The organism is Microtetraspora niveoalba (assembly GCF_001570405.1).
In the GTDB taxonomy this organism is placed as follows: domain Bacteria; phylum Actinomycetota; class Actinomycetes; order Streptosporangiales; family Streptosporangiaceae; genus Microtetraspora; species Microtetraspora niveoalba.
The window spans coordinates 53,634-80,332 of record NZ_BBYM01000027.1 but is presented as its reverse complement, the minus strand read 5'-3'; the positions used below and the strand labels follow the sequence as shown (position 1 = coordinate 80,332).

Annotated in this window: 21 protein-coding genes; 17 read left to right on the top strand and 4 right to left on the bottom strand. The window is 72.7% G+C overall.

Annotated features, from left to right (window positions below; translation table 11 throughout):
- Positions 1-8 precede the first annotated feature (8 nt).
- From AWQ70_RS25705 to AWQ70_RS25680, 6 genes are all read left to right on the top strand, one after another.
- Positions 9-1,904, top strand: a complete 1,896-nt coding sequence (locus tag AWQ70_RS25705; protein ID WP_067180882.1) for a hypothetical protein — start codon at positions 9-11, stop codon at positions 1,902-1,904.
- 137 nt (positions 1,905-2,041) lie between these two features.
- The gene (locus AWQ70_RS25700) at positions 2,042-2,569 is read left to right on the top strand and encodes a PadR family transcriptional regulator (protein WP_067180987.1); all 528 of its coding nucleotides are present in this window, start codon (positions 2,042-2,044) and stop codon (positions 2,567-2,569) included.
- The gene (locus tag AWQ70_RS25695) at positions 2,566-3,258 is read left to right on the top strand and encodes an ABC transporter ATP-binding protein (RefSeq protein ID WP_067180879.1); all 693 of its coding nucleotides are present in this window, start codon (positions 2,566-2,568) and stop codon (positions 3,256-3,258) included. The genes AWQ70_RS25700 and AWQ70_RS25695 overlap by 4 nt, the downstream gene beginning before the upstream one ends.
- The gene (locus AWQ70_RS25690) at positions 3,255-5,474 is read left to right on the top strand and encodes an FtsX-like permease family protein (RefSeq protein ID WP_067180876.1); all 2,220 of its coding nucleotides are present in this window, start codon (positions 3,255-3,257) and stop codon (positions 5,472-5,474) included. Before AWQ70_RS25695 ends, AWQ70_RS25690 begins: the two co-directional genes overlap by 4 nt.
- 7 nt (positions 5,475-5,481) lie before the next feature.
- Positions 5,482-7,803 carry a penicillin acylase family protein gene (locus AWQ70_RS25685; protein ID WP_067180873.1) on the top strand — a complete coding sequence of 774 codons (2,322 nt, stop codon included), beginning with the start codon at positions 5,482-5,484 and terminating at the stop codon, positions 7,801-7,803.
- A 105-nt stretch (positions 7,804-7,908) separates the two neighbouring features.
- On the top strand, positions 7,909-8,397 hold the full coding sequence (locus tag AWQ70_RS25680) for a MarR family winged helix-turn-helix transcriptional regulator (RefSeq protein WP_067180870.1): 489 nt from the start codon (positions 7,909-7,911) through the stop codon (positions 8,395-8,397).
- Positions 8,398-8,408: 11 nt separating this feature from the next.
- Here AWQ70_RS25680 and AWQ70_RS25675 read toward each other — a convergent pair whose 3' ends face one another.
- Entirely contained in the window at positions 8,409-9,737 is a 1,329-nt protein-coding gene (locus tag AWQ70_RS25675; RefSeq protein WP_245647146.1) for an acyltransferase family protein, read from the bottom strand.
- Between the two features lie 113 nt (positions 9,738-9,850).
- Between AWQ70_RS25675 and pgfA the strand changes: the two genes are divergently transcribed.
- From pgfA to AWQ70_RS25645, 6 genes are all read left to right on the top strand, one after another.
- Complete coding sequence (pgfA, locus tag AWQ70_RS25670) at positions 9,851-10,771, top strand: cell envelope lipid trafficking protein PgfA (RefSeq protein WP_067180867.1); 921 nt, start codon at positions 9,851-9,853, stop codon at positions 10,769-10,771.
- Positions 10,771-11,751, top strand: a complete 981-nt coding sequence (locus AWQ70_RS25665) for a decaprenyl-phosphate phosphoribosyltransferase (protein ID WP_067180864.1) — start codon at positions 10,771-10,773, stop codon at positions 11,749-11,751. Before pgfA ends, AWQ70_RS25665 begins: the two co-directional genes overlap by 1 nt.
- Positions 11,748-13,166 (top strand): FAD-binding oxidoreductase, encoded by a 1,419-nt coding sequence (dprE1, locus tag AWQ70_RS25660; protein WP_067180861.1) that lies wholly within the window; start codon positions 11,748-11,750, stop codon positions 13,164-13,166. The genes AWQ70_RS25665 and dprE1 overlap by 4 nt, the downstream gene beginning before the upstream one ends.
- Before the next feature lie 161 nt (positions 13,167-13,327).
- Positions 13,328-14,086, top strand: a complete 759-nt coding sequence (gene dprE2, locus AWQ70_RS25655; RefSeq protein ID WP_067180981.1) for a decaprenylphospho-beta-D-erythro-pentofuranosid-2-ulose 2-reductase — start codon at positions 13,328-13,330, stop codon at positions 14,084-14,086.
- 306 nt (positions 14,087-14,392) lie between these two features.
- Positions 14,393-15,505, top strand: coding sequence for an NAD(P)H-dependent flavin oxidoreductase (locus tag AWQ70_RS25650; RefSeq protein ID WP_067180858.1), 1,113 nt, complete (start codon positions 14,393-14,395; stop codon positions 15,503-15,505).
- Between the two features lie 172 nt (positions 15,506-15,677).
- Positions 15,678-17,594: a hypothetical protein gene (locus tag AWQ70_RS25645; protein ID WP_157530377.1), complete on the top strand. Its 1,917-nt coding sequence runs from the start codon at positions 15,678-15,680 to the stop codon at positions 17,592-17,594.
- Positions 17,595-17,634: 40 nt separating this feature from the next.
- On the opposite strand, the gene AWQ70_RS25640 is transcribed toward AWQ70_RS25645, so the two are convergent.
- Positions 17,635-18,477, bottom strand: a complete 843-nt coding sequence (locus AWQ70_RS25640) for an SGNH/GDSL hydrolase family protein (RefSeq protein WP_067180853.1) — start codon at positions 18,475-18,477, stop codon at positions 17,635-17,637.
- Between the two features lie 112 nt (positions 18,478-18,589).
- A complete protein-coding gene (locus tag AWQ70_RS25635) occupies positions 18,590-19,405 on the bottom strand; it encodes a crotonase/enoyl-CoA hydratase family protein (RefSeq protein WP_067180850.1) in 816 nt (271 codons plus the stop codon).
- Between the two features lie 291 nt (positions 19,406-19,696).
- Between AWQ70_RS25635 and AWQ70_RS25630 the strand changes: the two genes are divergently transcribed.
- The 5 genes from AWQ70_RS25630 to AWQ70_RS25610 are packed head-to-tail and all read left to right on the top strand — an operon-like array spanning position 19,697 to position 26,014.
- The gene (locus tag AWQ70_RS25630; RefSeq protein WP_067180978.1) at positions 19,697-21,247 is read left to right on the top strand and encodes an acyl-CoA synthetase; all 1,551 of its coding nucleotides are present in this window, start codon (positions 19,697-19,699) and stop codon (positions 21,245-21,247) included.
- Complete coding sequence (locus AWQ70_RS25625) at positions 21,237-22,184, top strand: Zn-ribbon domain-containing OB-fold protein (RefSeq protein WP_067180847.1); 948 nt, start codon at positions 21,237-21,239, stop codon at positions 22,182-22,184. Before AWQ70_RS25630 ends, AWQ70_RS25625 begins: the two co-directional genes overlap by 11 nt.
- Complete coding sequence (locus tag AWQ70_RS25620) at positions 22,184-23,248, top strand: thiolase family protein (RefSeq protein ID WP_067180974.1); 1,065 nt, start codon at positions 22,184-22,186, stop codon at positions 23,246-23,248. The genes AWQ70_RS25625 and AWQ70_RS25620 overlap by 1 nt, the downstream gene beginning before the upstream one ends.
- Positions 23,241-24,389: a thiolase family protein gene (locus AWQ70_RS25615; RefSeq protein ID WP_067180844.1), complete on the top strand. Its 1,149-nt coding sequence runs from the start codon at positions 23,241-23,243 to the stop codon at positions 24,387-24,389. The genes AWQ70_RS25620 and AWQ70_RS25615 overlap by 8 nt, the downstream gene beginning before the upstream one ends.
- A gap of 35 nt (positions 24,390-24,424) precedes the next feature.
- The gene (locus AWQ70_RS25610; protein ID WP_067180843.1) at positions 24,425-26,014 is read left to right on the top strand and encodes an acyl-CoA synthetase; all 1,590 of its coding nucleotides are present in this window, start codon (positions 24,425-24,427) and stop codon (positions 26,012-26,014) included.
- Positions 26,015-26,030: 16 nt separating this feature from the next.
- On the opposite strand, the gene AWQ70_RS25605 is transcribed toward AWQ70_RS25610, so the two are convergent.
- Positions 26,031-26,672, bottom strand: a complete 642-nt coding sequence (locus tag AWQ70_RS25605; protein ID WP_067180971.1) for a LysE family translocator — start codon at positions 26,670-26,672, stop codon at positions 26,031-26,033.
- Positions 26,673-26,699 lie beyond the last annotated feature (27 nt).

Below are 26,699 nucleotides of genomic sequence, written 5' to 3'. Positions count from 1 at the left end.
GGCCTCCCATGACCGAGACGGACGTCGAGCGCGACGGGCGGCCCGAGGTCGTCCAGATCCGCATCCCCTCGCTGAGGCTCGGCCCGGTCGTCGTCGCCGCGCTCGCGCTGATCGTGATCTCGCTCGTGCTCAAGGCGGGCGTGCTCGCCCGCGGCTACTTCATCGAGGACGACTTCCTCTTCGTCGGTGACGCGTACGAGCACGGCCTCACCTGGGACTACCTCACCCGGGTCCACAAGGGGCACCTCATGCCCGGCGCCCTCGCCCTCGTCTGGGTGCTCTCCCGGGTCGCCCCCTACAACTGGTTCCTCGTCGCCTCCGTCATGCTGGCCCTGCAGGCGGCGGCCTCCGGCGGGATGCTGCTCCTCCTGCGCCGCCTCTTCGGCGACCGGGCCGGCATCCTCGTCCCGCTCGCGCTGTACCTCTTCGCGCCGCTGACCGTGCCCGCGCTGAGCTGGTGGTCGGCCGCGCTCAACGCCGTGCCGCTCCAGGTCGCCATGGTGTTCTCGCTGGCCGCGCACGTGCGGTTCCTGCGCTCGGGGACCCCGCGCCACGCCTGGCACGGCCTGGCCTGGGCCGCCGCCGGCATGGCCTTCTCCACCAAGGGCGCCTTCCTGCCCCTCGTCACCTTCGCCCTCACCACCGCGTACTTCGGGGCGGGGAACGCGGGCGGCTGGGCGCGGGCGATCGTCCGGGAGCTGCGCGCCCGGACCCGGGTCTGGGCCGCGTACGCCGTGCTGCTCGGCGGCTACGGCCTGCTCTATCTGCTGCGCCAGGGGACGGCGGGAGAGGAGGGGGCGGGCATCCCCAAGGCGGACGTCGCCCTGGGCCTCGTCGGCTGGCTGCTCGGCCGCACCTTCCCGGCCGGCGTCGTCGGCGGCCCGCTGAACTGGGGCGGCCTGGCCGGCACCGGAGGGCTCGCGGACCCGCCGGTCGCCATGGTCGTGACGGCGTGGCTCGCCCTCGCCGGCCTGGTCGTGTTCACCTGCCTCCACCGCAGGTCCGCGTGGCGGGCGTGGACGATCGCCGCGCTCTACGTCGTCATCGCCGACGTGCTCCCGACCGTCCTCGCCCGCGGCAGGTACACGGCGTTGGTCGGCACCGAGACCCGGTACGTGGCCGACGCCGTCGTCGTCTTCGCGCTCTGCCTCGCGCTCAGCGCGCTGCCGCTCCGCGGGGAGGAGGACACCTACCGGAGGCCGCTTCCCGGCGTGACGCCGCTGACCACGACCCTGCTGACCGTCGCGTTCCTGGTCGCCTCGGTGGCGTCCGTCAACGCGTACAGCGGCACCGTAACCGCCGCCGACCGCATCCGGCCGTACGTGGAGAACGTGCGGGACTCCCTGGCCCGGCTCCCCGAGGACGCGCAGATCTACCCCAGGCCGGTCCCCCCGCACGTGGTCCTGCCGTGGAACGGCGACCGGCGGCTGACCTCCCGCGTCCTCGCCCCCCTCGCCGGCGAGGCGCTGCGGGCCCGCATGCGCGACCCCGCCCCCGCCGAGCGCCCGTACGTCGTGGACGACGCGGGGCGGATCGTGCCGGTCGACCACCTCTTCGGATACTTCGACATGGTCGAGAACCTGAACGGCGACGCCCGCGGCAAGGGGCGCGAGTGCTACGCCCTGCGGGCCGGCGCCGCCGCCTTCCCCGTCGAGTCGTTCGGCGGCCCCGAAGGGGTCGGCGCGCTCGCCTACACCAGCGCGCGGCCCGTGACCGTCGAGGTCTCCCTCGGCGCGGTGTCCCGGCGGCTGGACCTGCCCCCGACCGCCCAGAACCGGCTCGTCTACTTCCCGCACGCGGGAGCCGGAACGGGGCTGCGGGTGGCCCTCGACGACCCGGAGGCCACCGGGTTCTGCCTCAAGGCCGTGGCCTTCGGCGCCGCCGTCCCCGCCGGCGCTCCCTGAGCCCGCGCGCGCCGCCGGGGCCCGACGAACACCCAGAGGAACGCGAGAGAGCCGCAGGAGTCCGCGGCCGGCCCGTCCATGCCCGGAGCCGGATTCGTTATGCGCACCGTGTATACCCTCAGAGTATAGTGACGATCATGAGTGTGCCCCTGGCATTGCTCGGCCTGCTGGAACGGGAGCCGAGCCATGGATACGACCTGAAACGCGACTACGACACCTTCTTCGGCGGGGGCAAGTCCCTGCCCTTCGGGCAGGTCTATTCCACGCTCGGCCGGCTGGCCAGAGACGGCAAGGTCACCGCCGGGCAGAACGAACCGGGAGACGGGCCCGACCGCAAGCGCTATGCCATCACCCCCCTGGGCAGCGGCGAGGTCGAGGCGTGGCTGGCCGAGCCGGTCGCGGCCGAGCCGTACCTGCACACGGTGCTGTTCACCAAGGTCGTGCTGTCCCTGATGCTGGGGCGCGACGCGGCGGGCTACCTCGACGCCCAGCGTGCGACCCATCTCCGACGCATGCGCGAGCTGACCGAGATCAAGCGCACCGGCAACCTGGTCGACGCGCTCCTGGCCGATCACGGCATGTTCCGCCTCGAGGCCGACCTGCGGTGGATCGACATCACCCAGGCCCGGCTCGGCGCGCTGGCGGAGGCGGTGCGCGACCGGTGATCGTCAACGCTCTGCTGCGGGCCGAGGAGATCAGCCGCTCCTACGGCGACACGCCCGCGCTGCGGGAGGCCAGCCTGTCGGTGACCGCGGGCGAGGTCCTGGCGGTCATGGGGCCCAGCGGTTCCGGCAAGTCGACGCTGCTGCACTGCCTGGCCGGGATCTTCACCCCGGACAGCGGCGAGGTGTGGTTCGACGGGCGGCGGCTGGACACGCTGGACGACGGACGCCGCAGCGAACTGCGGCGCACCGCGTTCGGGTTCGTCTTCCAGTTCGGCCAGCTCGTGCCGGAGCTGACCGTCGCCGACAACGTGGCGCTGCCGCTGCTGCTCGGCCGTACCAGGCGCAAGGACGCCTACGCGCGGGCCGCCTCCTGGTTGGAACGGCTGGAGCTGGCCGACCTGGGCGGCCGGCGCACCGGGGAGCTGTCCGGCGGGCAGGCACAGCGGGTGGCCATCGCCAGGGCGCTGGTGACGGGGCCGCGGGTCGTCTTCGCCGACGAGCCGACCGGCGCGCTCGACTCGCTCACCGGCGAGCTGGTGATGGAGCTGCTGGTGGCCCTGGCCCGCGAGGAGGGCACCACCGTGATCGTGGTGACCCACGACGCCCGCGTGGCCGCCTCCGCCGACCGCGAGATCGTCGTACGGGACGGGCGGGTCACCGACCCGTACGCGAGCGGGGTCGGCCGATGATCCTGCTGGGCCTGCGGCTGTCCCTGCGCGCCGGGAGGGAGGCCGCGGCCAGGCTGGCGCTGATCGTCGCCGGGGTGGCGGTCGGCGTCACGGTGCTGCTGGCCACGTTGTCGCTCTTCAACGCCTTCCAGGCCACCAACGACCGCCTGTGCTGGGAGTGCACGCGCGGCACGGCGCCCAACGGCTGGGCACTCGACGCCACCGCCGACGGCGCGCTGTGGAACCGCCACGAGGACTACTACGCGGGCCAGACGATCACAAGGCTGGACGTCGCCGCGCTCGGCTCCCGGGCGCCGGTCATCCCCGGCCTGTCCCGCATGCCCGGCCCCGGCCAGTACTACGCTTCGCCCGCGCTGGCCAGGCTGCTGGACTCGGCTCCGAAGGAGCAGCTCGCCGACCGCTTCCCCGGCACCCGCGCCGGATCGATCGGCCCGGCCGCGCTGTCCGGGCCGGACGAGCTGGCCATCGTCGTGGGGATGACGCCGCGGCAGGTCGCCGCGATGCCCGGCGCGCGGCAGGTCGACACGCTCGCCACCGAGCGCGCGGTCGACGACAACGCCGACATCTACCGGTTCGGATTCGTCGTCGCCGCCGTCGGGCTGATCGTCCCGCTGGTGGTGCTCGTGGGCACGGCCACCCGGCTGGCGGCGGCACGGCGCGAGGCGCGCCTGGCGGCGATCCGGCTGGTGGGAGCCACCTCCCGGCAGGTCGACGTGCTCGCCACGGTGGACGCCGCCCTCGGCGCGCTGCTCGGCGCGCTGGCCGGCCTCGCGCTCTTCCAGGTGGTGCGGCCCGCGCTGGCCGGGGTGCGGATCACCGGCGCCCGCTTCTTTCCCGAGCTGATCGCCCCGCGCCCCTGGCAGTACGCGGCCGCGCTCGTCTGCGTGCCGATCGTCGCGGCGTGCGCCGCGCTGTGGTCGATGCGCCGCGTACGGATCTCGCCGCTCGGCGCGGTCAGGAAGGCCGCGTCGCCCCCGCCGAGGGCGTGGCGGGTGATCCCGCTGCTGGCCGGGCTGGCGCTGTTCGCGGTCCCGCTGTACCGGAACGGCAAGGAGTCCGATCCCCTGCTGGCCGGCGCGGGGCTTGTGCTGATCATGGTGGGGCTGGTCCTGGCCGGGCCCTGGCTGACGATGCGGGCCGCACACCTGGCCGCCCGGCTGACCCGGAGCGCGGCGACGCTGCTGGCCGCGCGGCGGATGGCCGCCGACCCCAAGGCCGCCTTCCGCGCGGTCAGCGGGCTCGTGCTGGCGGTGTTCATCGGCACGGCGATCGCGTGCCTCGTGCCCGCGGTGCTCTCCGGCCAGCGGGCCGTGGCCGACGGTGCGCTGAACCACGTGCTTCGCGCCCAGTTCGCCCGGCCCGGCGTCACGGGGTTGTCCCAGCAGGCGCAGGCGGACCTGCTCACCCGCCTGCGCGACCACCCGGGCGTGGACGTGCTGCCGATCTACACCAGGGCGGACAAGGCGAGCATTCCGATGCCCGCCGACGATTCACCGCCCCCGGTGGCCGTCGTCGACTGCGCGAGCCTGGCCCGCTTCCCCGTGCTCGGGCGGTGCCCGGCGGGCGCGCAGGCCGTGGCGGGGGCCTTCTACCGCGTGGTCAACGTCGACAACCCGCTCACCATCGACAAGATCCTCCCCCTCGCGGGACCCGCCGGCGAACCCGTCTCCACCACCTCCGGCCTCGACCTGGAGTCGATCCTGATCAGCACGGCCGACCCGGCGGAGGTGGAGCGGCTCCGCACGCTGCTGGCGGAGCACACCGCCGACGCCCCGATGACCTTCGCCGAAGTCGCCCAGGTCAGAGCGACGCTCTACACCCAGATCGAGAACGTCGCGCTGGCCATGGTCGCGCTGACCCTGATCGTCGGCGGCTGCAGCCTCGTGGTGGCGGTCGGCGGCGGGCTGGTGGAGCGCAGGCAGCCGTTCACCCTGCTGCGGCTGGCCGGCACCCCCACCCGCACCCTGGCCGGGGTGGTGCTGCTGGAGTCCGCGCTGCCGCTCGTCCTGGCCTCCGTACTCGCCGCCGGCGCCGGGTTCGGCGTGGCCGAGCCGTTCATCGACCAGCTCGCGATGAAGAGCGCCTCCCTGGCGATGCCCGGGCCCGTCTACTTCGCGACCGTCGGCGGCGGTCTCGCCGCCTCACTGCTGGTGATCCTGGCGGGCCTGCCCCTGCTGAGGCGCATGACCTCGCCCGACAACGCCCGTTTCGAATAGGAGCCCGATGAAGCTCAGATCGCGACCGGCCGCGCTGATCGCGCCGGTCCTGCTCGCCTCCGCCGTGGTGCTGCCGGGCACGAACGCGCCCGCCGCGGCCGACGACGCGCGCTACTCCGCCACGATCCGGCGCACCGAGTACGGCATCCCGCACATCTCCGCCAAGGACTACGGCGGCCTCGGATTCGGGTACGGCTACGCCTTCGCGCAGGACAACCTGTGCACGCTGGCCTCGTGGGCGGTGACACTGCGGGGCGAGCGATCCCGGTACTTCGGTGCCACCGCCGATTCCGACGACCCGGTCAGCCCGGTCACCAACTTCGCCAGCGACGTCTACTACAAGAGCGTCGCGGACTCGGGCGTCGTGCGGCGGCTGCTGGCCCGGCCCGCGCCGGTGGGGCCGAGCGACGACCTGCGCCGCATGGTCGACGGCTACGTCGCCGGATACAACCGCTACCTGGCGGACACCGGCGTGGCGAACCTGCCCGACCCCACCTGCCGCGGCAAGGCCTGGGTCGGCCCCATCACCGCCACCGACATCTGGAACAACCTGCTCGACCTCAACCGCATGCTCGGAAGCTCCCGGCTCAAGGAGGCCGTCACCGGGGCCGGCGAGCCCGAGGCCGAAGGCCCGGCCAGGAAACCGGCCGCGGGCAGCAACGGCTGGGCACTGGGCCGCGAGGCCACGCGCGACGGCCACGGCATGTTGCTGGCCGACCCGCACTTCCCGTGGAACGGGATCCGCCGCTTCTACCAGGTGCAGCTCACCATCCCCGGCGTGCTCGACGTCTCCGGCGGCAGCCTGTACGGCACGCCGGTCGTCCAGATCGGCCACAACGCGAGCGTGGCCTGGACCCACACCGTCTCCCACGCCCAGCGCTTCACCGTCTACCGGCTGAAGCTCGCGGGCGACCGCACCAGCTACATGGTGGACGGCCGGGCGGAGCCGCTGGGCCGCCAGGAGGTGGAGGTCACCCTGCCGGACGGCACGATCACCGGCCACACGCTCTACACCTCGCGGTACGGCCCGGTGCTCGCCGTCGGGCACACCGACGAGGTCGCCTACGCGCTGGCCGACCCCAACGCCGCCAACCTGCGCGCGGCCGACGAGTGGCTGGCGATGGCCAGAGCGAAAGACCTCACCCAGCTACGCGCGGCTCAGGACGCCCATCAGGGCATGCCGTTCGTCCACACGCTCGCCACCGACGCCGGCGGGACCGCCTACTTCGCCGACAGCTCGGTCGTCCCCAACGTCACCGACGCCCAGGCGCGCCGCTGCGAGAAGCCGTCGCCCATCCCGGGGCTGGAGGCGTACGTCCTGGACGGCTCGACCTCCGCGTGCCTGTGGGGCGAGGATCGCGACGCCGTCGTGCCCGGCGTCTTCGGGCCGGGCAACCAGCCCAGGCTGACCCGCGCCGACTACGTGGCCAACTCCAACAACACCTTCTGGATGACGAACCCGTCGGCGCCGCTCACCGGCTTCCAGCGCGCGTGGGGCGAGGCGCGCACCGAGCTGGAGCCGCGCCCCAGGGTCAGCCTGGACATGATCGCCCGGCGGCTGTCCGGGACCGACGGGCTCGGCGCGCCCGGCTTCACGCTGGAGACACTGCAGGCCACCGTGTACGGCAAGCGCAACCACAGCTTCGAGCTCATGCGTTCGGACCTGCTGAAGCTGTGCCGCAGCCACCCTGAGCCGTCCTCGTCCGACGGCAGGCGGGTGAACGTCCGCGAGGCGTGCGAGACGCTGCGGAACTGGAACGGGCGCGCCACCCTGGACAGCCGGGGGGCCGTGCTCTGGCGCGAGTTCTTCACCCGGCTGCGGCGTCCCACCAGGCCGGGAGAGCCTGTTTTCAGCCCGTGGCGGGTGCCGTTCGACCCCGCGCGTCCGCTGACCACCCCTCGCGGACTCAAGCACGACGAGCCGGTGGTGCGGCAGGCCCTCGCCGACGCGGTGCTCTTCTTCCAGGCCGACCGCGTCCCCTTGACGCTCACCGCGGGCCAGGCGCAGCACTACTCCTCGATCCCGCTTCCCGGCTGCACCGAGGGCGAGGGCTGTTTCGACAGGGTGCGCATGCGCGGCGAGCTCGGCGCCGACGGGCGCTATCCGGAGGTGGACACCGGATCCAGCTTCCTGATGGCCGTCGAGCTCACCCCCGGCGGCCCCCGCGCCCGCACCGTCCTCACCTACTCCCTCTCCGCCAACCCCGCCTCGCCCCACCACACCGACCAGACCGTGTTGTTCTCGCGCGGCCGGTGGGTCACCGCGCGCTTCACCGAAGCCGAGATCGCCGCCGACCCGCGTCTGCGGACCGCCACCGTGAGCGGGTGAGGCATCCGACGTCGTCTCGACGGCGGTGAGCGGCCCCGGTCACGTGCCGAAACTCCGTCCCTTCGCGGATAATCCGCTCCGGGACGTCTTGGATAGGCTGGCGGCATGACAGCGATGGCCCCCGCCCGCACCGAGACGGACCTGTCCTTCCTGCTGGACCACACCAGCCACGTGCTGCGCTCGCAGATGACGGCGGCGCTGGCCGAGATCGGGCTGACGCCGCGCATGCACTGCGTGCTCGTCCACGCGCTGGAGGAGGAGCGCACCCAGATCCAGCTCGCCGAGCTGGGCGACATGGACAAGACCACGATGGTGGTGACCGTGGACGCGCTGGAGAAGGCCGGGTACGCCGAGCGCCGCCCGTCCGGCACGGACCGGCGGGCGCGGATCATCGCGGTCACGGACACGGGCGCGGCGATCGCCGCGCGCAGCCAGGAGATCGTGGACGGCGTGCACCGCGCCGCCCTGAACGCCCTGCCCGACGACGAGCGCGAGGTCCTGGTCCGCGCCCTGAACCGCCTGGTCACCGGCCATCTCGCGACCCCGGCCGAGGGGCCGCAGCAGGCGCGCAGGGCGCGGGAGCGTCAGAAGTAGCTCCGCAGCGGTCAGGGGGCGGGTTCGAGGGCCCGCTCCTTCGGCTCCGCGGGTCGCGGGGTGGTGACGACGTACCGGATGAGCCGGCGGGCGGGCTCCTCCACGAACCGGTAGGTCAGATGCGCGACCAGCCCGGTGATCACGGCCACCGGGACGAAGTTCAGCAGCAGGTCGCCGGTCCACGTCTGCTGGCCGGTGAAGTCGTACCACAGGTAGAGGACGACGAACTGCCAGAGGAACACGCCGTAGGAGATCCGGCCGAGATAGCTCATCACACGGTTGCCGAGCAGGGAGCGCACGAGGTTCGGCCGGTCGGGCTGGAGCGCGGCCGGCGCGACCAGGCAGAAGGCCACGGTCGTGTAGAGGATCTGCTCGAACAGCCCGGTCCACAGGCCGTCGATGCCCACGAAGCGCGCCCCGGTGACGGGCGTCGAGGCGATGACGTACGCCAGGACCGCGACCAGCCAGAGGGTCCCGGTCGACGAGGTGACGGCGTGGCAGAAGCGGCGCGGCCGGCCGTCGTCCAGGCGGGCCCAGGCGGCGATCACCGCGAGCATCATGCCGGGGACGAAGAACGTCCACGAGCGCGGCAGCCACAGGTTCATCCAGGGCCGGTACTCCGGATGGAACTCGAAGATCGTGTAGACGTACGAGAGCGCGCCCACGACGGCGAGGGCGACCAGCAGCCGCCTGGCCCGGCGGGCGACGTCGGTGACGCCCCCTCGCGTCGCGTACGCGCGGAGCAGCGCGGCCATGATCGGCAGGGTGAGATAGAACGCGACCTCGACCGAGAGGCTCCACATCTGGCCGAGCCCCCGGGGGCCGAGGCCGAACCACCAGTGGTCGATGTCGTAGTTGTGCAGGAGCAGCAGCATCTCCGTCCACGTCCAGGCGTCCGTGCGGTGCTCCTCCGCCCACAGCAGCAGGGCGACCACGACGACCAGCCAGTACGCGGGCATGATGCGGAAGAACCGCTTCCACAGGTACGTCTGCGTGTCGGGCTCGGCGCCGCCGGCGAGCACCGACTGGGCCCACGGCCGGTACAGCAGCAGCCCGGACAGCGTGAAGAAGATGGGCACGCCCACCTCGCCCCGGGCCAGCAGGCCGCCGGCGAAGCCGTCGCGCAGCGCGACCCCGGTCTCGATCGCGACATGGAACAGCAGGACGCCGAACGCGGCGACGGCGCGCAGGCCGTCCAGCGACGTCTGGTGCCCGGTGACGGCGGGCGGCTCGATCGCCTGCGGTCCGGCGGCGGCGCGTTCCGGGGACCCGGACCCGGGGGAGCCGGGGGCCGGGGGAGGGACGGAGAGCGGGCCGTTGCTAGAACCTGTTTCGGTCACTTTTCCGCATCCCTCGTGACGTGGATCACTCTGCGCACTAACATATCGCGAAATAGAACCGGTTTTCAGAACAAAACGGCAGACGATACCCCCTCGCCCCCCAGGAGGAGCCGATGCGCCGCTTAGTTGGTGTGGTTCTGTTGGCAGCCGGCGCGTTCTTCATCGTTCTCGCACCATTGGTCAAGTTCTACGCGGCGGGCAAACTGATCCAGGCCCCCGCCGACCAGTACGGGATCACCCGGCTCACGGCGGAGAACGCCCAGTACTTCAGCGTTCCGGATCTGAAGGTGCTCAACGGGACGGTGGACATCACCGTCACCACGCGCGGCGACGTCAAGGAGGCGAAGGACGACCACGTCGTCTGGGACCAGGTCACCGTCGCCAACGACGTCACCAACGCGCGGCCGTTCATCTCCATGACGCAGTTCCGCAGCGCGTTCAACAAGTACGACGGCGTCGGCGTGAACTGCTGCGGCGCGAACGTGGACACCGAGCCGGTGCAGCTCGAAGGCCAGATCTACCTGTTCCCGTTCGGGGTGGAGAAGAAGACGTACAAGGTCTTCAACTCGTCGGTGCGCAAGGCCTTCGACGCGACGTTCGAGGGTGAGGAGACGATCGACGGCCTCACGGTCTACAAGTTCGTGCAGAAGGTGCCCCCGACGGTCACCGAGACCCTGAACGTCCCGGCCTCGGTGCTCGGCATGACCGAGACCGGCGACGTCGCGACCGACCGCGTGTACGACGGCGTGAACACGTTCTGGGTGGAGCCGAGGACCGGAGCCCCGGTGAAGCAGGAGCAGCAGCGCCACGAGGTGCTCAAGACCAAGGACGGCGTCGAGCGCCAGCCGGCGTTCATCGCGACCGCCGTCATGACGCCCGGGTCCGTCGCCGACCTGGTCGGCACGGTCAAGGACAACCTGAGCCAGATCACCCTCGTCTCGACCACGATCCCCCTGGTCTCGCTGATCCTGGGCATCGCCCTGATCCTCGGCGGGGTCGTGCTGCTGCGCGTTCCCTCGTCCCGCGACGCCTGATGGGGCGCGGACGCGCGCCCGTCCGCCCGCCGGTGGCTCAGCCGCCGGCGGGCTTTCGCGCGCGCGGGTCCGTCGCGATCGGGCTGGTGCGGGCCTGCCGGCCCCGCCAGTGGCTGAAGAACGCGCTCACGTTCGCGGCCCCGGCCGCCGCCGGAGTGCTGACGACCTGGCCGGGCCTGCGCGGCTCCCTGATCGCGTTCGCCGCGTTCTGCCTCGCGGCGAGCGCCACGTACCTCTTCAACGACGCCGCCGACGTGGCGGCCGACCGCAACCACCCGCGCAAGCGGTTCCGGCCGATCGCGGCGGGGATCGTGCCGGTCCCGGTGGCCCGGGCCGCCGGAGTGGTGCTGCTGGCCGCCGGTCTGGCGACCGGCCTGGCCGGGGGATGGCGGCTCGGCGCGGTCGTCGCCGGCTATCTCGTGCTGACGTTCTGCTACACGGTCTGGCTCAAGCACCAGCCGGTGGTCGATCTCGTCGCGGTGGCCGGCTGCCACGTGATCAGGGCGTACGCGGGCGCGGTGGCGGTGGCGGTGCCGGTCACGAGCTGGTTCCTGGTCGTGATCACGCTGGGCTCGCTGCTGCTGGTCGCGGGCAAGCGGGAGGCCGAGCTGCGCGCGCAGGAGCGCAAGGGCGTGAAAGTTGCAAACCCCGCGAAAGGCCGGAACGCCGGGAAACCCGCGGCCACCCGGTCGACGCTCAGCGTGTACACGACGTCCTATCTGGCCGGTGTCCGCTCGATGACCTCGGGCGCGATGATCGTCACGTACTGCCTCTGGGCGCTGCAGGAGCACCAGGGGACGGCGCTCGGCTTCTACGCGCTGAGCATCGTCCCGTTCGTCCTCGTCGTCCTGAGACACGCGCTACTTGTGGATCGCGGCATTGGGGAGGAACCTGAGGAACTGGCCCTGAGGGACCGGCCGCTGCAGGTCTTCCTCGTCCTGCTGCTCCTCCTGCTCGCCATCGGGATATACGTGACATGACGCTTCTGACCGGTTGGGGACGCACCGCCCCGACCCCCGCCACGCTCGCGCGCCCGCGTTCGGCCGACGAGGTCGCGGCGCTGGTCAAGGAGATCGGCGCGGACCCGGCGCGAAAAGGGAACGGCGCGGACCCGGCGCGAAAAGGGAACGGCGCGGACCCGGCGCGTGTGGGACACGGCTCGCGCGGTCTGGTCGCCCGGGGGCTCGGCCGGTCTTACGGCGACGCGGCGCAGAACGCGGGCGGCACGGTCCTGGACTGCGCCGCCCTGCGGCCGTCCTGGACCCTGGACCCGGAGTCGGGCCTGGTCACCGCGTCGGCGGGGACCAGCCTGCACGACCTGATGACCGGCCTGGTGCCGCGCGGCTGGTTCGTGCCGGTCAGCCCGGGCACCCGGTACGTCACCGTCGGCGGGGCCATCGCGGCCGACGTCCACGGCAAGAACCACCACGTCGACTCGTCGTTCGGCGCGCACGTACGCTCGCTGACCCTGGTGACGGCCGACGGGAGCGCCCGGGTGCTCGGCCCGTCCGACGACCTTTTCTGGGCGACCGTGGGCGGCATGGGCCTGACCGGGGTGATCGTCGAGGCCACGTTCGCGTGCGTCCCGATCGAGACGTCCCGGATGCGGGTGGACGTCGAGCGGACCCGCGACTTGGACGAGACGCTCGACGTGATGACCGCGACCGACGACCGCTACCGCTACACGGTGGCCTGGATCGACCTGATGGCCCGCGGCGGCCGCACCGGGCGCAGCGTGCTGACCCGCGGCGACCACGCGACCCGCGAGGACGTACGCGGCCACGTGCGCGGCGACCCCCTCGCGTTCGCGCCCCGGCAGCGGCTGTCCGCGCCGCCCCGGGTGCCGGACGGCCTGCTCAACCGGGCAACCGTCGGCGCCTTCAACGCCGTCTGGTACGCCAAGGCGCCCAGGGAGCGCAGGGGGCTGATCCAGGGCATCACCCCCTTCTTCCACCCGCTGGACGCGGTCGCGGGCTGGAACCGGATGTACGGCTCGCGCGGGCTGGTGCAGTACCAGTTCGTGGTGCCGTTCGGGGCGGAGGACACCCTGCGCCGGGTGGTCGGCGCGTTGTCCACCCGGCGGGTGGTGTCGTTCCTCACCGTGCTGAAGCGGTTCGGCGCGGGCACCCCCGGGATGTTGTCGTTCCCGATGCCCGGCTGGACGCTGGCGCTGGACATCCCGGCGGGCGTGCCCGGGCTGGCCGGGCTGCTGCGGGTGTTCGACGAGTGGGTCGTGGCGGCGGGCGGGCGGCTCTACCTGGCCAAGGACTCCCGTACGTCGGCCTCGGTGGTGGCCGCCGGGTACCCCAGGCTGGAGGAGTGGCGCGCCATCAGGGACGCCGCCGACCCGGACGGCCTGTTCCGGTCCGACCTGGCCAGGAGACTGCGTCTTTGACGTCGGCCGTCCGGGCTCGGCCGGGTCGCCGCTCCCGGAGGCCGCGTCCCTCCGGGCCCTGATGCGCCCGGCGTCCCCCGGAGATATCTCATAGACGGAAATTTCCGGAGAAATCGGTGAACCGGTGGCCGGGCAGGCCGGCCGTACGAGGAGGGGTGGGCGTGAGGAACGCGCTGGGATCGGTGGACACGGTGCTGCTGCTGGGCGGCCGGAGCGAGATCGGCCTGGCGATCGTCACCCGGCTGGTCCGCGACGGCGCGAGCCGGGTGATGCTGGCGGCGCGCGGCGGCACGGTCCCGGAGGAGGAGCTGGCGCGGCTGCGGAAGCTGGGCGCCGAGGTCCACGTGGCCGACTTCGACGCCTCCCGGCCCGAGACGCACCAGGCCCTGATCGACACGGCCGTGGACCGGCTGGGGGATCTCGACGTCGTGATCCCGGCCTTCGGCGTGCTCGGCAGCCAGGCGGTCTACGACGGCGACCCGGAGGCGGCGGCCCGGGACGTCGCGGTCAACTTCGGCGGCCACGTCTCGGCCGGGCTCGCCGCGGCGCGCCGGCTGCGCGAGCAGGGCCACGGCACGCTGGTGGTCCTGTCGTCGGTGGCGGGGGTGCGGGTCCGCCGGGCCAACTTCGTGTACGGCTCGGCCAAGGCGGGCCTGGACGGCTTCGCGCAGGGGCTGGGGGACGCCCTGCACGGCTCGGGCGCGCGGGTGCTGGTCGTCCGGCCGGGGTTCGTCATCGGGCGGATGACCGAGGGGATGACGCCCGCCCCCATGTCGGTGGGGGTGGACGAGGTCGCCGACGCCGTGGTCGCGGCGCTCCGGTCGCGGGCGCGGGTGGTGTGGGTCCCGGCGCGGCTGGGCCCGGCCTTCGCCGTCATGCGGCTGCTGCCCCGGGCCGTCTGGCGGCGGATGCCGCGCTGATCCGCGTGGGCGGAGGGAGGCGGCGCCCGCCGTGCCTGGTCCTCGGGCCGCACGGGCGGCGGATGCCGCGCTGACGGGCTCACGCCGACCCGCCAGCGCTGATCGATCCGGGCCGACCGGCCCGCGCTGATCCGCGTGGGCGGGCGAGGAGACCCGGGGCCATATCACGAAATGATCATTAGAACGCGTTCTATCGATATGTCCGCCCCTGGTTACCGATCAGTAGGAAGGCGTTCCGGAAAACGCCGGAAAGGTTGTCACTAGAACACGTTGCAGTGCGGAGGAGCCGGACATACAGTCGAGGCCATGCGGACACGTGTCACCGACATGTTCGGGATCGAGTTCCCGATCTTCGCGTTCAGTCATTGCCGGGATGTCGTCGCCGCGGTCAGCCGCGCCGGCGGCATGGGAGTGCTCGGCGCCCTCTACTTCACCCCCGAAGAGCTCGAACTGGAGCTCAAGTGGATCGACGAGCACGTCGGCGGCCGGCCGTACGGCGTGGACGTGGTCATGCCCGCCTCCTACGAGGGGGCCGACCTCGGCGTCGACTCGCCCGCCGACCTGGTCGCCCGGCTGCAGGGCATGATCCCGGACGGCCACCGGAAGTTCGTCGAGGACCTGCTGGCCGGTCACGACGTGCCGCCGCTCACCGGGGACGACCCGGGCAAGGTGCTGCTCGGCTGGACCGACGCGACGGCCCGGCCGCAGGTCGAGGTGGCGCTGCGGCACCCGATCGCGCTGCTCGCCAACGCGCTCGGCCCGCCCCCGGCCGACGTCGTGGAGCAGGCGCACGCGCGCGGGGTCAAGGTTGCCGCGCTCGCCTCCACGCCGCGCCACGCCGTCAAGCAGGTCGAGGTCGGCGTGGACGTCGTCGTCGCCCAGGGCACCGAGGCGGGCGGCCACACCGGAGAGATCTCCACGATGGTGCTCATCCCCCAGGTCGTGGACGCGGTGGACGTGCCGGTCCTGGCCGCGGGCGGCATCGGCGACGGCCGCCAGATGGCGGCGGGCATGGCGCTCGGCGCGGAGGGGGTGTGGACCGGCTCCATCTGGCTCACGGTCGAGGAGGCCGACACGCCCGAGCTGGCCCGGCGCCGGATCCTGACCGCCACCTCGCGCGACACCGTGCGGTCGCGGAGCTGGACCGGCAAGCCCGCCCGGCTGCTCAAGAACGAGTGGACCGACGCCTGGGAGTCGGAGGAGTCGCCCGGCACCCTGCCGATGCCGCTCCAGTTCATGCTGGTCTCCGACGCGCTGCGCCGGATCGGCCGGTCGGACGCGGGCGAGCTGGCCACGTTCCCGGCGGGCCAGATCATCGGCACCATGAACCAGGTGAAGCCGGCCAGCCAGGTCGTGTTCGACCTGGTCGAGGGCTACGTCGAGGCGATGGAGCGCCTCGGCCGCATCACCGGGGACTGATCCCGGACCGGCGCATCACGACATGAATCACGAGAGAACGGATACATCGGCTCCGCGATCAAACGTTATCGCCGCGTGCTCATCCCCTTGAGGTGATCTGCGGTAGAACGTGACTCCCGGCATGATTTCGGCCGTCGCGGGGGGATGCCGACCTCACAGAGGAGCGGAGCCGGTGCAACCGAGAGCTGGAGCGACAACCCCTGGGGACGCGGACCTTCCGGCAGGTTCCGGCGCCCCCGCCGACCCCGGCAGGGCGGGGGCGAGGAGCTTCGAGATCGAGCTGCCGCGTTGGCTGAGCGTGCCGTTCCTGCGCCGATGGGCGCTGCCGTCCGCCGCGCTCGTGCTCGTCGCGGCGCAACTGCTCTGGAAGTGGTCGCTGTTCACCCGCGGCTACTTCTGGGGCGACGACTTCGCCTTCGTCGCCAGGGCGGCCGAGCGCGGCTTCGGGTGGGACTACCTCACCGCGCCGTGGGGCCCCAAGCTCCTGCCCGCCGGGTTCGCGCTCGCCTGGGTCGTCACCCACCTCGACGCGTACGGCTGGGAGCTGGCGAGCGGCGCGCTGCTGGCGCTCCAGGCCGCGGCCTCGCTCGCGGTGTACCGGCTGCTGCGGGTGCTGTTCGGGGCGCGCCCGCTGATCCTGGTGCCGCTCGCGCTGTACCTCTTCACGCCGCTGACGCTCCCCGGGCTGCTGTGGTGGGCCGCCGGGCTGGAGCTGGTGCCGTTGCAGCTCGCGATCTGCCTGGCCCTCACCTCGCAGGTCCACTACGTGCGGACGCGGCGGATCCGGCACGTCGTCGCGGTCGCCGGGTGGTTCCTGCTCGGGCTGGCCTCGTTCTTCCTCAAGGCGGCGGTCGGCATCCCGCTGCTGCTGTTCCTGCTCACCGCCGCGTACTTCACCGCCGGTCCGTGGTGGCGGGGGTGGTGGGCCGCGCTGCGCGGGAACCTGCCCATCTGGGGCGCGCTCGCCGCGGTCCTCGCGCCCGCGGCCGTGGTGTACCTCTCCCGGGCCGACACCGGCGACCAGCCGGTGCGGCTGCCCCCGGCCGGCGACACCGCGCTGTTCGCCGGGAGGCTGCTGGGTGAGACGTTCCCCACGGCGGCGGTCGGTGGTCCCGGCACCTGGTTCGGCGGGCTCGTCGCGCCGTCCTGGCCGGTCATCGCGCTCGCGTGGGCGGTGCTCGCGCTGTACGCGGCGGCGACCCTGGCGCTGCGGGCGCGGGCGGCCCGGGCGTGGGCGATCCTGCTCGCCTACCTGGTGCTCGCCGACCTCGTCCCGGTGCTGCTCGGGCGCGGCGTGTTCGAGGCGCAGGCCCTCGAACCGCGCTACGTCGCCGACGCCGCCGTCGTGCTCGCCCTCTGCGCCGGGCTGACGACGCTGCCGCTGCCGGAGGAGCCGCGGCCGTACCGGGCGCTGCCGCCGCGCGGCCTCGCCGTGCCGGCGGTCTCGGCCGTGCTGGTGTGCGTGTTCCTCGTCGCGTCGTACGCCTCGGGGGACGCGTACGCGGCGCAGTTCGCGGCGCAGCGGGCGCGGGCGCGCGGCTACGTCGAGGCGGCCGGCGCGACGCTGGCGAAGACCCCCGCGACGGCCGACGTCTACCCGCAGCCGCTGCCCGCCGACGTGCTGATCTACGGCTTCGGCGAGGGCAACCTCAGCTCGCACGTGCTCAGCCCGCTCGCCCCCGAGCCGCTGCGCGACCGGATGCGGCACCCGCGGCCCGCCGCCTCGCCGCTGGTCCTCGCCGAGGACGGCCGCGGCCTGGTGCCGCCGCGGATCCTCGGCGGGTACGCGGTGCCGGAACGGGGAGCGCGCTGCTTCCCGCGGTCGGCGGGCACGGTCACGCTCCCGGTCCGGTCGAACGGGGACTACGCGGTGGGCGGGTTCACCTACGAGGCCGACCGGCCCACCTCGGCGACGGTCCGGCTCGGGGAGGCGCGGGCGGAGTTGTCACTGGGCGCGGGGCCGGCGGGGGCGTACTTCCCCGTCAAGGGGGTCGGCGAGGCGATGACGCTCACCCTGGCGGACCGGTCGGTGAAGTTGTGCGTGACCGGGGTGGTGCTCGGAACCCCGGTCCCCGGCACCACCCCCTGATCGCGCCCCTGATCGCGGCCCCTGAGCCCGGCGCGCCCGGTCAGCGGGCGACGGCGTAGAACGTGTCGGCGATGTTGCCGTACCCGTGGCCCTTCGGCAGCCAGTCGCCGGGCACGTTCGCGATCCAGCTCCGCGCGACCAGCTCCCACACGTTGCGCGGCCAGCCGAACGGCGTGTCCTCGGTCCAGTTCTTGGCCTGCCAGTCGGCGTTGACCTTGGCGACCTTGAAGCCCCAGGCGCCGTAGTTGACCTTCATGGTGCTGTTGAGGGTGTCGTTGAGCAGCACCGACTGCTTGGCCTGGCTCTTGCCGTCGTCGCCGAGCAGCCAGGCGGCCACGCCCGGGTTGTACCAGTCCATGCCGATGAGGCGGGCCGAGCGGTGCGCGGCGAGCTTCAGGCCGCCGGTCACCTGCGGCATGTAGAGGGCGGCCGACGCGGTGCCCTTGAGCATGCACCCGGTGTCGGCTCCGCCGTCGGGCGTGATGCACCCGTAGACGTCCTGCGCGCCGATGCTGACGGTCACGTACCTGACCTTGGCGCCGTTCTCGCGCAGGAACCTCTTCGCCGCGGCGAGCTGCGACTTCGCTCCGTCGTACGAGCAGACGCCGCCCTGGACGAAGGACTTGGTGGTCTCGCCCATGCAGCCGAGTTTCACCAGGCGCAGCGTCGGCTCGTCCGCGCTGAGCTTGGCGTAGAGCTGGTCGGCGTAGCCCTCGTCGGTCGGGACGTTCGCGTTGTCCTGCCCGAGCGGCTGCGCTCCCACCGCGAGGGAGTCGCCGAGGGCGAGGTAGTAGGTCACGTCGTCGGCCTGGGCGGGGGCGGCCGGGACGAGCGCCAGCAGGGCGGCGCCGGCGAGGGTCATGATCGCGATACGCGGGGGCATCGACGTCCTCCTGGGGGGTTAACCAAGTTACCGCTTGGTATAGGTGGGAGGGATCGTAACGTGCCCCCGGTACGCGGAACAGTCCCAATTCACAGCGGACGCGGGAGTTCTGTCACTTCCCCCGGTAAACCGGCGGGCGCTTCTCCCGGAAGGCGCGGGCGCCCTCCTTGGCGTCCTCCGAGCCGATGACCGGCCATCCGATGGCGTCCGAGACCTCCAGCGCCTCGGCCTCGCCCATCCCCAGGGTCGCGCGGTACGTCCGCAGGATGGCCTGGACGGCGAGCGGCCCGCACGCGGCCACCTCGGCGGCCAGCTCGCGCGCGCTCTCCAGCGCCGTGCCGTCCGGGACGACCCGGTTGACCAGGCCCATCGCCAGCGCCTCGGACGCGCTGATCGCGCGGCCGGTGAGCAGGATGTCCATCGCGAACGCGTACGGGATCTGGCGCGGGAGCCGGATGGCGCAGCCGCCCATCGGGAAGAGCGCCCGCCGGGCCTCGAACAGGCCGAGGGTGGCGCTCTCGCCGACGATCCGCAGGTCGGTCCCGACGAGCAGCTCGGTGCCGCCGGCCACGGCGTACCCCTCGACGGCGCAGATGATCGGCTTGGTGGGCAGCGACGCGGTGTCGCGCAGCAGGCCCTTCCAGTGGTAGTCCCCGATCTCCGCGGCCCGCCGCCGCACCTGCTCGTCGCCGGAGGGCGAGCCCATCGCCTTGAGGTCGGCCCCGGCGCAGAACGTGCCGTTCGCGCCGGTCAGGATGCCCACGCGCACCTCCGGCTCGGCCGAGATGTAGGCCCACGCGTCGGCCAGGCCGACCAGCATGTCCGTCGAGAGCGCGTTTTTGGCCTCCGGGCGGTCCATCGTGACGACCACGACGGGACCGTCCCTCTCGACCCGGCAGTGCGGTGTGCTGATCGGCAGGAGTTCCACGGACACCTCCGCTTAGTCAAGCGCTTGGTCAGGCGAGGAGAACCTGATCCTAGATCGGCCCCGCCCGCCGCCGCCAGATCCCTCAATCAAGCGCTTGATCGGCGTCGGTGCCCGGGTTAGTCTGCCCGCAACGCACTAGAACCGATTCTCGTTTGACACCGCCCGGCCGGGCCAGGGGCCGACGAAGCCTGGCGTCATTTGTGGGGAAATCAGGGGGAGAGACCGCGCCACGACAGAGCCCTCGGCTCGCGGGTCGGGCGCATCGAACGCACCGGACAGGGAGCGATGGACATGGGCTCGCTTGGTTTCTGGAGGATCGCGCAGGCCGACCCGGACTGGATCGCCGCCGTGGACCCCGACGGCACGCGGCACCGGGCGGGAGACCTGCTCGCCCGGGCGAACCGCCTGGTCCACGGCCTCCGCGAGCTGGGCCTGCGGCCGGGGGACGGCATCTGCGGCCTGGTGCCCAACGGCGCGGACGGCCTGGCGCTCTATCTCGCCGCGCTGCAGGCCGGGTGGTACTTCACCCCCGTCAACTGGCACCTGACCGGTCCCGAGATCGGCTACATCGTCGCCGACAGCGACGCCAGGGCGTTCTTCGTCCACGAGCGGTACGCGGCCGAGGGAACGAGGGGCGCCGAGGTGGCCGGCATCGCGTCGGAGCGGTGCTTCGCCTTCGGCCGGGTCGAGGGTTTCCGCCCCGTCTCCGACCTGACCGACGGCCGCCCGGACACCCTCCCCGAGGACCGCACCGCCGGGGCGACCATGCACTACACCTCGGGCACCACCGGCCGGCCCAAGGGAGTACGGCGGCCGCTCAGCGGCCTGGACCCGGACGACTCCGCCGAGCTCCTGTCCTTCCTGCTCGGGTTCTTCGGGATCACCCCGGGACGGCCCAACGTCCACCTGGTCACGTCTCCGAGCTACCACACCGCCGTCACGCAGTTCGGCGGCACCGCCCTGCACATGGGCCACACGCTCGTCTACATGGACCGGTGGGACGCCGAGGAGATGCTGCGGCTGTCCGAGAGGCACCGCGTGACCAACTCCCACATGGTCCCGACGCACTTCAAGCGGCTGCTGTCGCTGCCCGAGGAGACCCGCCGGAAGTACGACCTGTCCTCGCTGCGCTGGATGATCCACGCCGCCGCCCCCTGCCCGGTGCCGGTCAAGCTCCAGATGCTCGACTGGTGGGGCGACGTGATCTACGAGTACTACGCCGCCACCGAGGGCGGCGGCACGATCGCCACCCCCGAGGACTGGAAGAAGCACCCCGGAACGGTGGGCAAGGCCTGGCCGATCAGCGAGATCCTCATCGTCGACGACAACCTCGACGAGGTGCCCACCGGCACCCCCGGCACGATCTACATGAAGATGGCCGGCGTCCGCTTCGAGTACAAGGGCGACCCGGCCAAGACCGAGGCGGGCCGGCTGCGGGATTACTTCACGGTCGGCGACATCGGCTACCTCGACGAGGACGGCTTCCTGTTCCTCTGCGACCGCAAGGCCGACATGATCATCTCGGGCGGGGCCAACATCTACCCCGCCGAGATCGAGAACGAGCTGCTCGTCCACCCCAAGGTCGCCGATGCCGCCGTCTTCGGCATCCCGGACGACGAGTGGGGCGAGCAGATCAAGGCCATCGTCGAGCCCGCGCCCGGGTCCGTACCCGGACCCGAGCTGGCCGCCGAGATCCTCGACTCGCTCAAGGGCCGCCTGGCGAAGATGAAGTGGCCCAGGAGCATCGACTTCATCGACGAGATGCCGCGCGAGCCGAACGGCAAGCTGCTCAAGCGCAAGCTCCGCGACCCCTACTGGGAGGGCAGGGACCGTGCCATCTGACCCACCGTCTCACCCGCCGTCTCACCCGCTGGAGGCCAGGCACGTCCTGGAGTTCCCCGGCGGCTACACCCGCAGCACCGGCCCGGTCATCGGCCGCTTCCTCACCGAGCTGCGCGACCGGCGCATCGTCGGCGTCCGCACGGCCGGAGCCCGGGTGCTGGTGCCTCCTCTGGAGTACGACCCGGACACCGGCGAGGCCGTGACCGGCGAGTACGTCGAGGTCGGCCCGGCCGGAACCGTCCAGGCGTGGGCGTGGGTGAGCGCGCCGCGCCCGGCCCATCCCCTCGACCGGCCGTTCGCCTGGGCCACGATCCGGCTGGACGGCGCGGACACCGCGCTCGTCCACGCGGTGGACGCCGGCGGCCCGAAGGCGATGCGGCCCGGAATGCGGGTGCGGCCCCGCTGGAGGGACCGGACCTCCGGGACCATCACCGACATCGAGTGCTTCGTCCCCGAGGTCACCATGATCACGGCGCCGATACGCACCGAGTACCGCGTGCGCCCCGGCGCGGCGCTCACCCGCTTCCTGGAGAGGATCGGGGACGGCGTCCTCCTCGGCGGACGCTGCGCCGGATGCGACCAGGTCTACGTCCCCTACCGCACCTCCTGCCCGGCGTGCGGCGCGCTCATCGAGGAGGAGCGGGAGGTCGCCGACACCGGCACCGTCACGACCTTCGCCATCAACAACCTGCCCGACCCGCGCGCCCCCGAGGTGCCGTTCGTCTCCGCGTACATCCTGCTCGACGGCGCCGACATCCCGATGATCGCCCTGGTCGGCGGCATCCCCGCGCACGAGGTGCGGCAGGGGATGCGGGTGCGCGCCGTCTGGGTGCCCCCCGAGGAGCGCACGATGTCCATGGCCGACATCCGGTGGTTCGCCCCCACCGGCGAGCCCGACGCCGATCTCTCCGCCGGAACGCCGGGAGGTGGTGCGTGATGCGCGACGTCGCGATCGTGGCGTTCGCCCAGACCACGCACACGGGCCACGACGCCGGCCTGACCGAGGCCGAGATGCTGCATCCGGTGATCGACGAGGTCCGCCGGGCGACGGGGCTGTCGCGGTTCGGCTTCACCTGCTCGGGCTCGTGCGACTACCTCGCCGGCGCGCCGTTCTCGTTCGTCTCCGCGCTCGACGCGCTCGGCGCGTGGCCGCCGATCAGCGAGAGCCACGTCGAGATGGACGCCGCGTTCGCGCTGTACGAGGCGTGGGTGCGGCTCCAGCACGGCGACATCGACTCCGCCCTCGTCTACGGCTTCGGCAAGTCGTCCACCGGCGACCTGCGGGAGATCATGACGCTCCAGCTCGACCCGTACTATCTCGCGCCGCTCGGCCTCGACCAGGTTTCCTACGCCGCCCTGCAGGCCGCCGCGCTCGGAGGCGACCGGCCGGATCTGCGGGCGGCCCTGGACGAGATCGTACGGCGCAGCCGCGCCGACGGCCGGGCCAACCCGCACGCACTGGACCTGCCCGACCCCTCGGGAGAGGACGCCGAGGTCCAGCCGCTCCGGCCGTACGACGTCGCGCCGATCACGGACGGGGCGGCGGCGGTCGTGCTGGCCGCCGGGGACCTGGCTCGGGAACTGGCCGAGAACCCCGCCTACATCGGCGGCATCGCGCACCGGGCGGAGCCGCACTACCTCGGCGTCCGCGACCTGTCCCGGTCGCCGTCGGCGGCGGACGCGGCCCGCGCCGCGGGCGTCGGCAAGGCCCCCGTGGACGTGGCCGAGCTGCACGTCCAGTTCAGCCACGAGGAGCTCATCCTGCGCGAGGCGCTCGAACTTCCCGAGGACACGGTGATCAACCCCTCGGGCGGGCCGCTCGCGGCCAACCCCGTCATGGCGGCCGGGCTGATCCGCCTCGGCGAGGCCGCGCGGCGCATCCTCGACGGCCGGGCCGGCCGCGCCGTCGCGCACGCGACCTCGGGGCCCTGCCTCCAGCAGAACCTCGTCGCGGTGCTGGAGTCCGCGCCGCGCCCCCAGGAAGGAGCCGGACGTGGGTGAACGCTGCGCCGTCATCGGCGTCGGGCAGACCCGCTACACCACCAAGCGCCTGGACGTCTCCATCGCCGGCCTGGTCCGGGAGGCGGCGCAGCGCGCCCTCGACGACGCCGGGCTGACCTTCGCCGACATCGACGCGGTCGTCGTCGGCAAGGCCCCCGACCTGTTCGAGGGCGTCATGATGCCGGAGGCGTACCTCGCCGACGCGCTCGGCGGCGCGGGCAAGCCCGTCATGCGCGTCCACACGGCGGGCTCCGTCGGGGGCTCGACCGCGCTCGTCGGCGCGTCCCTGATCCAGGGCGGCGTCCACGACCGGGTGCTCGTCGTGGCGTTCGAGAAGCAGTCGGAGTCCAACGCCACCTGGGCTCTGTCCACGCACCTGCCGTTCGGCGCCTCGCTCGTCGTCGGCGCGGGCGGCTACTTCGCCCCGCACATCCGCGAGTACATGCGCAGGTCGGGCGCGCCCGACCACATCGGCGCGCTGGTCGCGGTCAAGGACCGGCGCAACGCGCTGAAGAACCCCTACGCCCATCTGCGGATCCCCGGGATCGACCGGGCGATGGTGGAGTCCACCCCGATGCTCTGGGAGCCGATCCGCTACCTGGAGACCTGCCCCTCCTCCGACGGCGCCTGCGCGATCGTGCTGGCGTCGGAGAAGGCGGTCACCGGGACGCCCGCCTGGATCCACGGCGCCGCCATGCGGTCCGAGCCGCTCGCGCGGGCCGGGCGGGAGACCGTCAGCCCCCAGGCGGGCAAGGACTGCGCCGCCGACGTCTACCGCCAGGCCGGGATCTCCGACCCGCGCAGGGACATCGACGTCGCCGAGGTCTACGTCCCCTTCTCCTGGTACGAGCCGATGTGGCTGGAGAACCTCGGCTTCGCCCCCGAGAACGAGGGATGGAAGCTCACCGAGGCCGGAAGCACGGCGCTCGACGGCGACATCCCGTGGAACCCCTCCGGCGGCGTGCTCAGCTCCAACCCCATCGGCGCATCCGGGCTGATCAGGTTCGCCGAGGCGGCGCTGCAGGTGCGGGGCATGGCGGGGGAGCACCAGGTCGAGGGCGCCGCCACCGCGCTCGGCCACGCGTACGGCGGAGGCGCCCAGTTCTTCGCCATGTGGATCGTGAGCAACCGGAAACCCTAGGTACCCCCAGACCAGCAGGGAAGAAGGCCCCCGGGATGGAGTTCAACCACGCCGATCTGTTCGAGGGGCTCGCCGACGCGATCGGGGACCGCACGGCGGTCGTCTGCGGCGACGAGCGCGTGACCTACGCCGACCTGGACGAGCGGGCCAACCGGCTGGCCCACCACCTGTCCGCCCACGGCATCGGCCCCGGCCGCCACGTGGGGCTCCACCTGTACAACGGGGTGGAGTACGTCACCGGCCTGCTGGCAGCGCTGAAGATCCGCGCGGTGCCGGTGAACGTCAACTACCGGTACGTCGAGTCCGAGCTGCTCTACCTCTACCGCGACTCCGACATCGCGGCGCTCCTGTTCGACGTCGAGTTCGACGACCGGGTCGCCGCCGTCGCCCCGGACGCGCCCGAGCTGCGCCACCTCGTCGCGGTCGGCGGCGAGTCCCGCGTGCCCGGCGCGGTGCCGTACGAGGCGGCGCTCGCGGGGAGCCCGTCCACCCGGGACTTCCCGCCGCGCTCCGGCGACGATCTCTACATCATCTACACCGGCGGCACGACCGGCATGCCCAAGGGGGTGATGTGGCGGGTCGAGGACCTCTTCATGGCCTTCGGCGCGGGCAACCCGTACGGCGAGCCGGTGAAGACGCCGGAAGCGCTGATCGAGCAGGCCAGGAACTCCGGCCCGCTGATCATGATGGCGGCGGCCCCGTTGATGCACGGCGCGGCCCAGATGGCGACGTACATCGCCTGGTGGTTCGGCGGGACCATCGTCTACACCCGCAAGTTCGACGCGGCCGACGCCCTGCGCGCGATCGAGCGCAACGGCGTCTTCACCGTCAACCTCACCGGCGACGCGATGGCCCGCCCGCTCGCCGAGGAGATCGCGTCGGGCTCCTACGACCTGTCCTCACTCGGCGTGATCAGCTCCACGGGCGCCATCCTGACCGGGGCGGTCCGCGACCGCCTTCAGGAGGCGCTGCCGCACGTGATGATCGTGGACAACTTCGGCTCCACCGAGTCGGGGTACACCGCGTCCGCGCTGTCCGACTCCTCGCCCGAGTCCGGCATGAAATACCAGCCCAACGCCAACTCGACGATCGCCGTGCTCGACCACGCGCTGCGCCCGGTGAAGCCGGGATCCGGCGAGATGGGCACCGTGGCCAAGACCGGGCGGATCGCCTCCGCGTACTACAAGGATCCGGAGAAGTCGGCCCGCACCTTCGTCACCGACGAGGACGGCACCCGCTGGCTGCTGACCGGCGACCTCGCCCTGGTCGAGGAGGACGGCACCATCCGCGTCTTCGGCCGCGGCTCCCAGTGCGTCAACACCGGAGGGGAGAAGGTCTTCCCCGAGGAGGTCGAGGCGGTGCTCAAGGGCCACCCGGCCGTGTTCGACGTCGTCGTCACCGGCATCCCCGACGAGCGGTGGGGGGCCCGGGTGGCCGCCGTCGTCCAACCGTACGAGGGGACCGCGCCGACCCGGGAGGACCTCGACGCCTACTGCCGGCAGCGGTTGTCGGGCTACAAGGTGCCCCGGACGTACGCGTTCGTGGAGGAGGTGCTCCGCTCGCCGGCGGGCAAGGCCGACTACCGGTGGGCCAGGGAGACCGCCATGCGGGCCGCCGCCACCTGACGGCGGACGGTCCGGCTCAGAGCTTCTTGGCGCCCTCGCCCGCCAGCGCGGCGACCGCGCCGAGCCCCAGGTAGACGACCCCGCTGCCCACGTCGAGCCGCCGCCGGGCGCGGGCGGAGCGCCGCAGCCGCCCGGCGAGCGCCGAGGCGAGCAGTGCGTACGTGCCGTCGCTGGCCATCCCGAGCACGATCCAGATCGCGCCGAACAGCACGATCTGCGGGGCGATCGGGCCGCGCGCGGGGTCGGCGAACTGCGGCAGGAACGCCAGGAAGAAGATCGCCGTCTTGGGGTTGAGCACGTTGACCACGAACCCCTCGGCGAACAGCCGGGCCCGGGACGCCCGCCGGATCTCCGCTTCGCCGCCGTCCGACGCCCGGCTCATCAGCTTGCGCACACCCAGCCAGACCAGGTAGGCCGCGCCGACGTACTTGACGATCGTGAAGGCGGTGGCCGAGGCGGCGAGCAGCGCGCTGATGCCGAGCGCGGCGGCGACGACGTGGACGACGGAGCCCGCGTGGACGCCGAGCACCGACACCAGCCCGGCGGACCTGCCCTGGGCGACGCTGCGGGTCACGATGTAGACCACGGCCGGGCCCGGTACGACGAGCAGCGCCAGCGTGGCCGCCGCGAAAAGAGCGAGAGTGGTGATCTCGGGCATGCAGCGGAGCATAACCAAGCACCCCGC

Coding starts and splice junctions, on each gene's coding strand:
- AWQ70_RS25680 (WP_067180870.1), top strand. CDS start 7,909: ATGACAGCGATGGCCCCCGCCCGCACCGAGACGGACCTGTCCTTCCTG.
- dprE1 (WP_067180861.1), top strand. CDS start 11,748: ATGACGCTTCTGACCGGTTGGGGACGCACCGCCCCGACCCCCGCCACG.
- AWQ70_RS25705 (WP_067180882.1), top strand. CDS start 9: ATGACCGAGACGGACGTCGAGCGCGACGGGCGGCCCGAGGTCGTCCAG.
- AWQ70_RS25690 (WP_067180876.1), top strand. CDS start 3,255: ATGATCCTGCTGGGCCTGCGGCTGTCCCTGCGCGCCGGGAGGGAGGCC.
- AWQ70_RS25620 (WP_067180974.1), top strand. CDS start 22,184: ATGCGCGACGTCGCGATCGTGGCGTTCGCCCAGACCACGCACACGGGC.
- AWQ70_RS25685 (WP_067180873.1), top strand. CDS start 5,482: ATGAAGCTCAGATCGCGACCGGCCGCGCTGATCGCGCCGGTCCTGCTC.
- AWQ70_RS25700 (WP_067180987.1), top strand. CDS start 2,042: ATGAGTGTGCCCCTGGCATTGCTCGGCCTGCTGGAACGGGAGCCGAGC.
- AWQ70_RS25630 (WP_067180978.1), top strand. CDS start 19,697: ATGGGCTCGCTTGGTTTCTGGAGGATCGCGCAGGCCGACCCGGACTGG.
- AWQ70_RS25640 (WP_067180853.1), bottom strand. CDS start 18,477: ATGCCCCCGCGTATCGCGATCATGACCCTCGCCGGCGCCGCCCTGCTG.
- AWQ70_RS25605 (WP_067180971.1), bottom strand. CDS start 26,672: ATGCCCGAGATCACCACTCTCGCTCTTTTCGCGGCGGCCACGCTGGCG.
- AWQ70_RS25610 (WP_067180843.1), top strand. CDS start 24,425: ATGGAGTTCAACCACGCCGATCTGTTCGAGGGGCTCGCCGACGCGATC.
- AWQ70_RS25650 (WP_067180858.1), top strand. CDS start 14,393: ATGCGGACACGTGTCACCGACATGTTCGGGATCGAGTTCCCGATCTTC.
- pgfA (WP_067180867.1), top strand. CDS start 9,851: ATGCGCCGCTTAGTTGGTGTGGTTCTGTTGGCAGCCGGCGCGTTCTTC.
- AWQ70_RS25665 (WP_067180864.1), top strand. CDS start 10,771: ATGGGGCGCGGACGCGCGCCCGTCCGCCCGCCGGTGGCTCAGCCGCCG.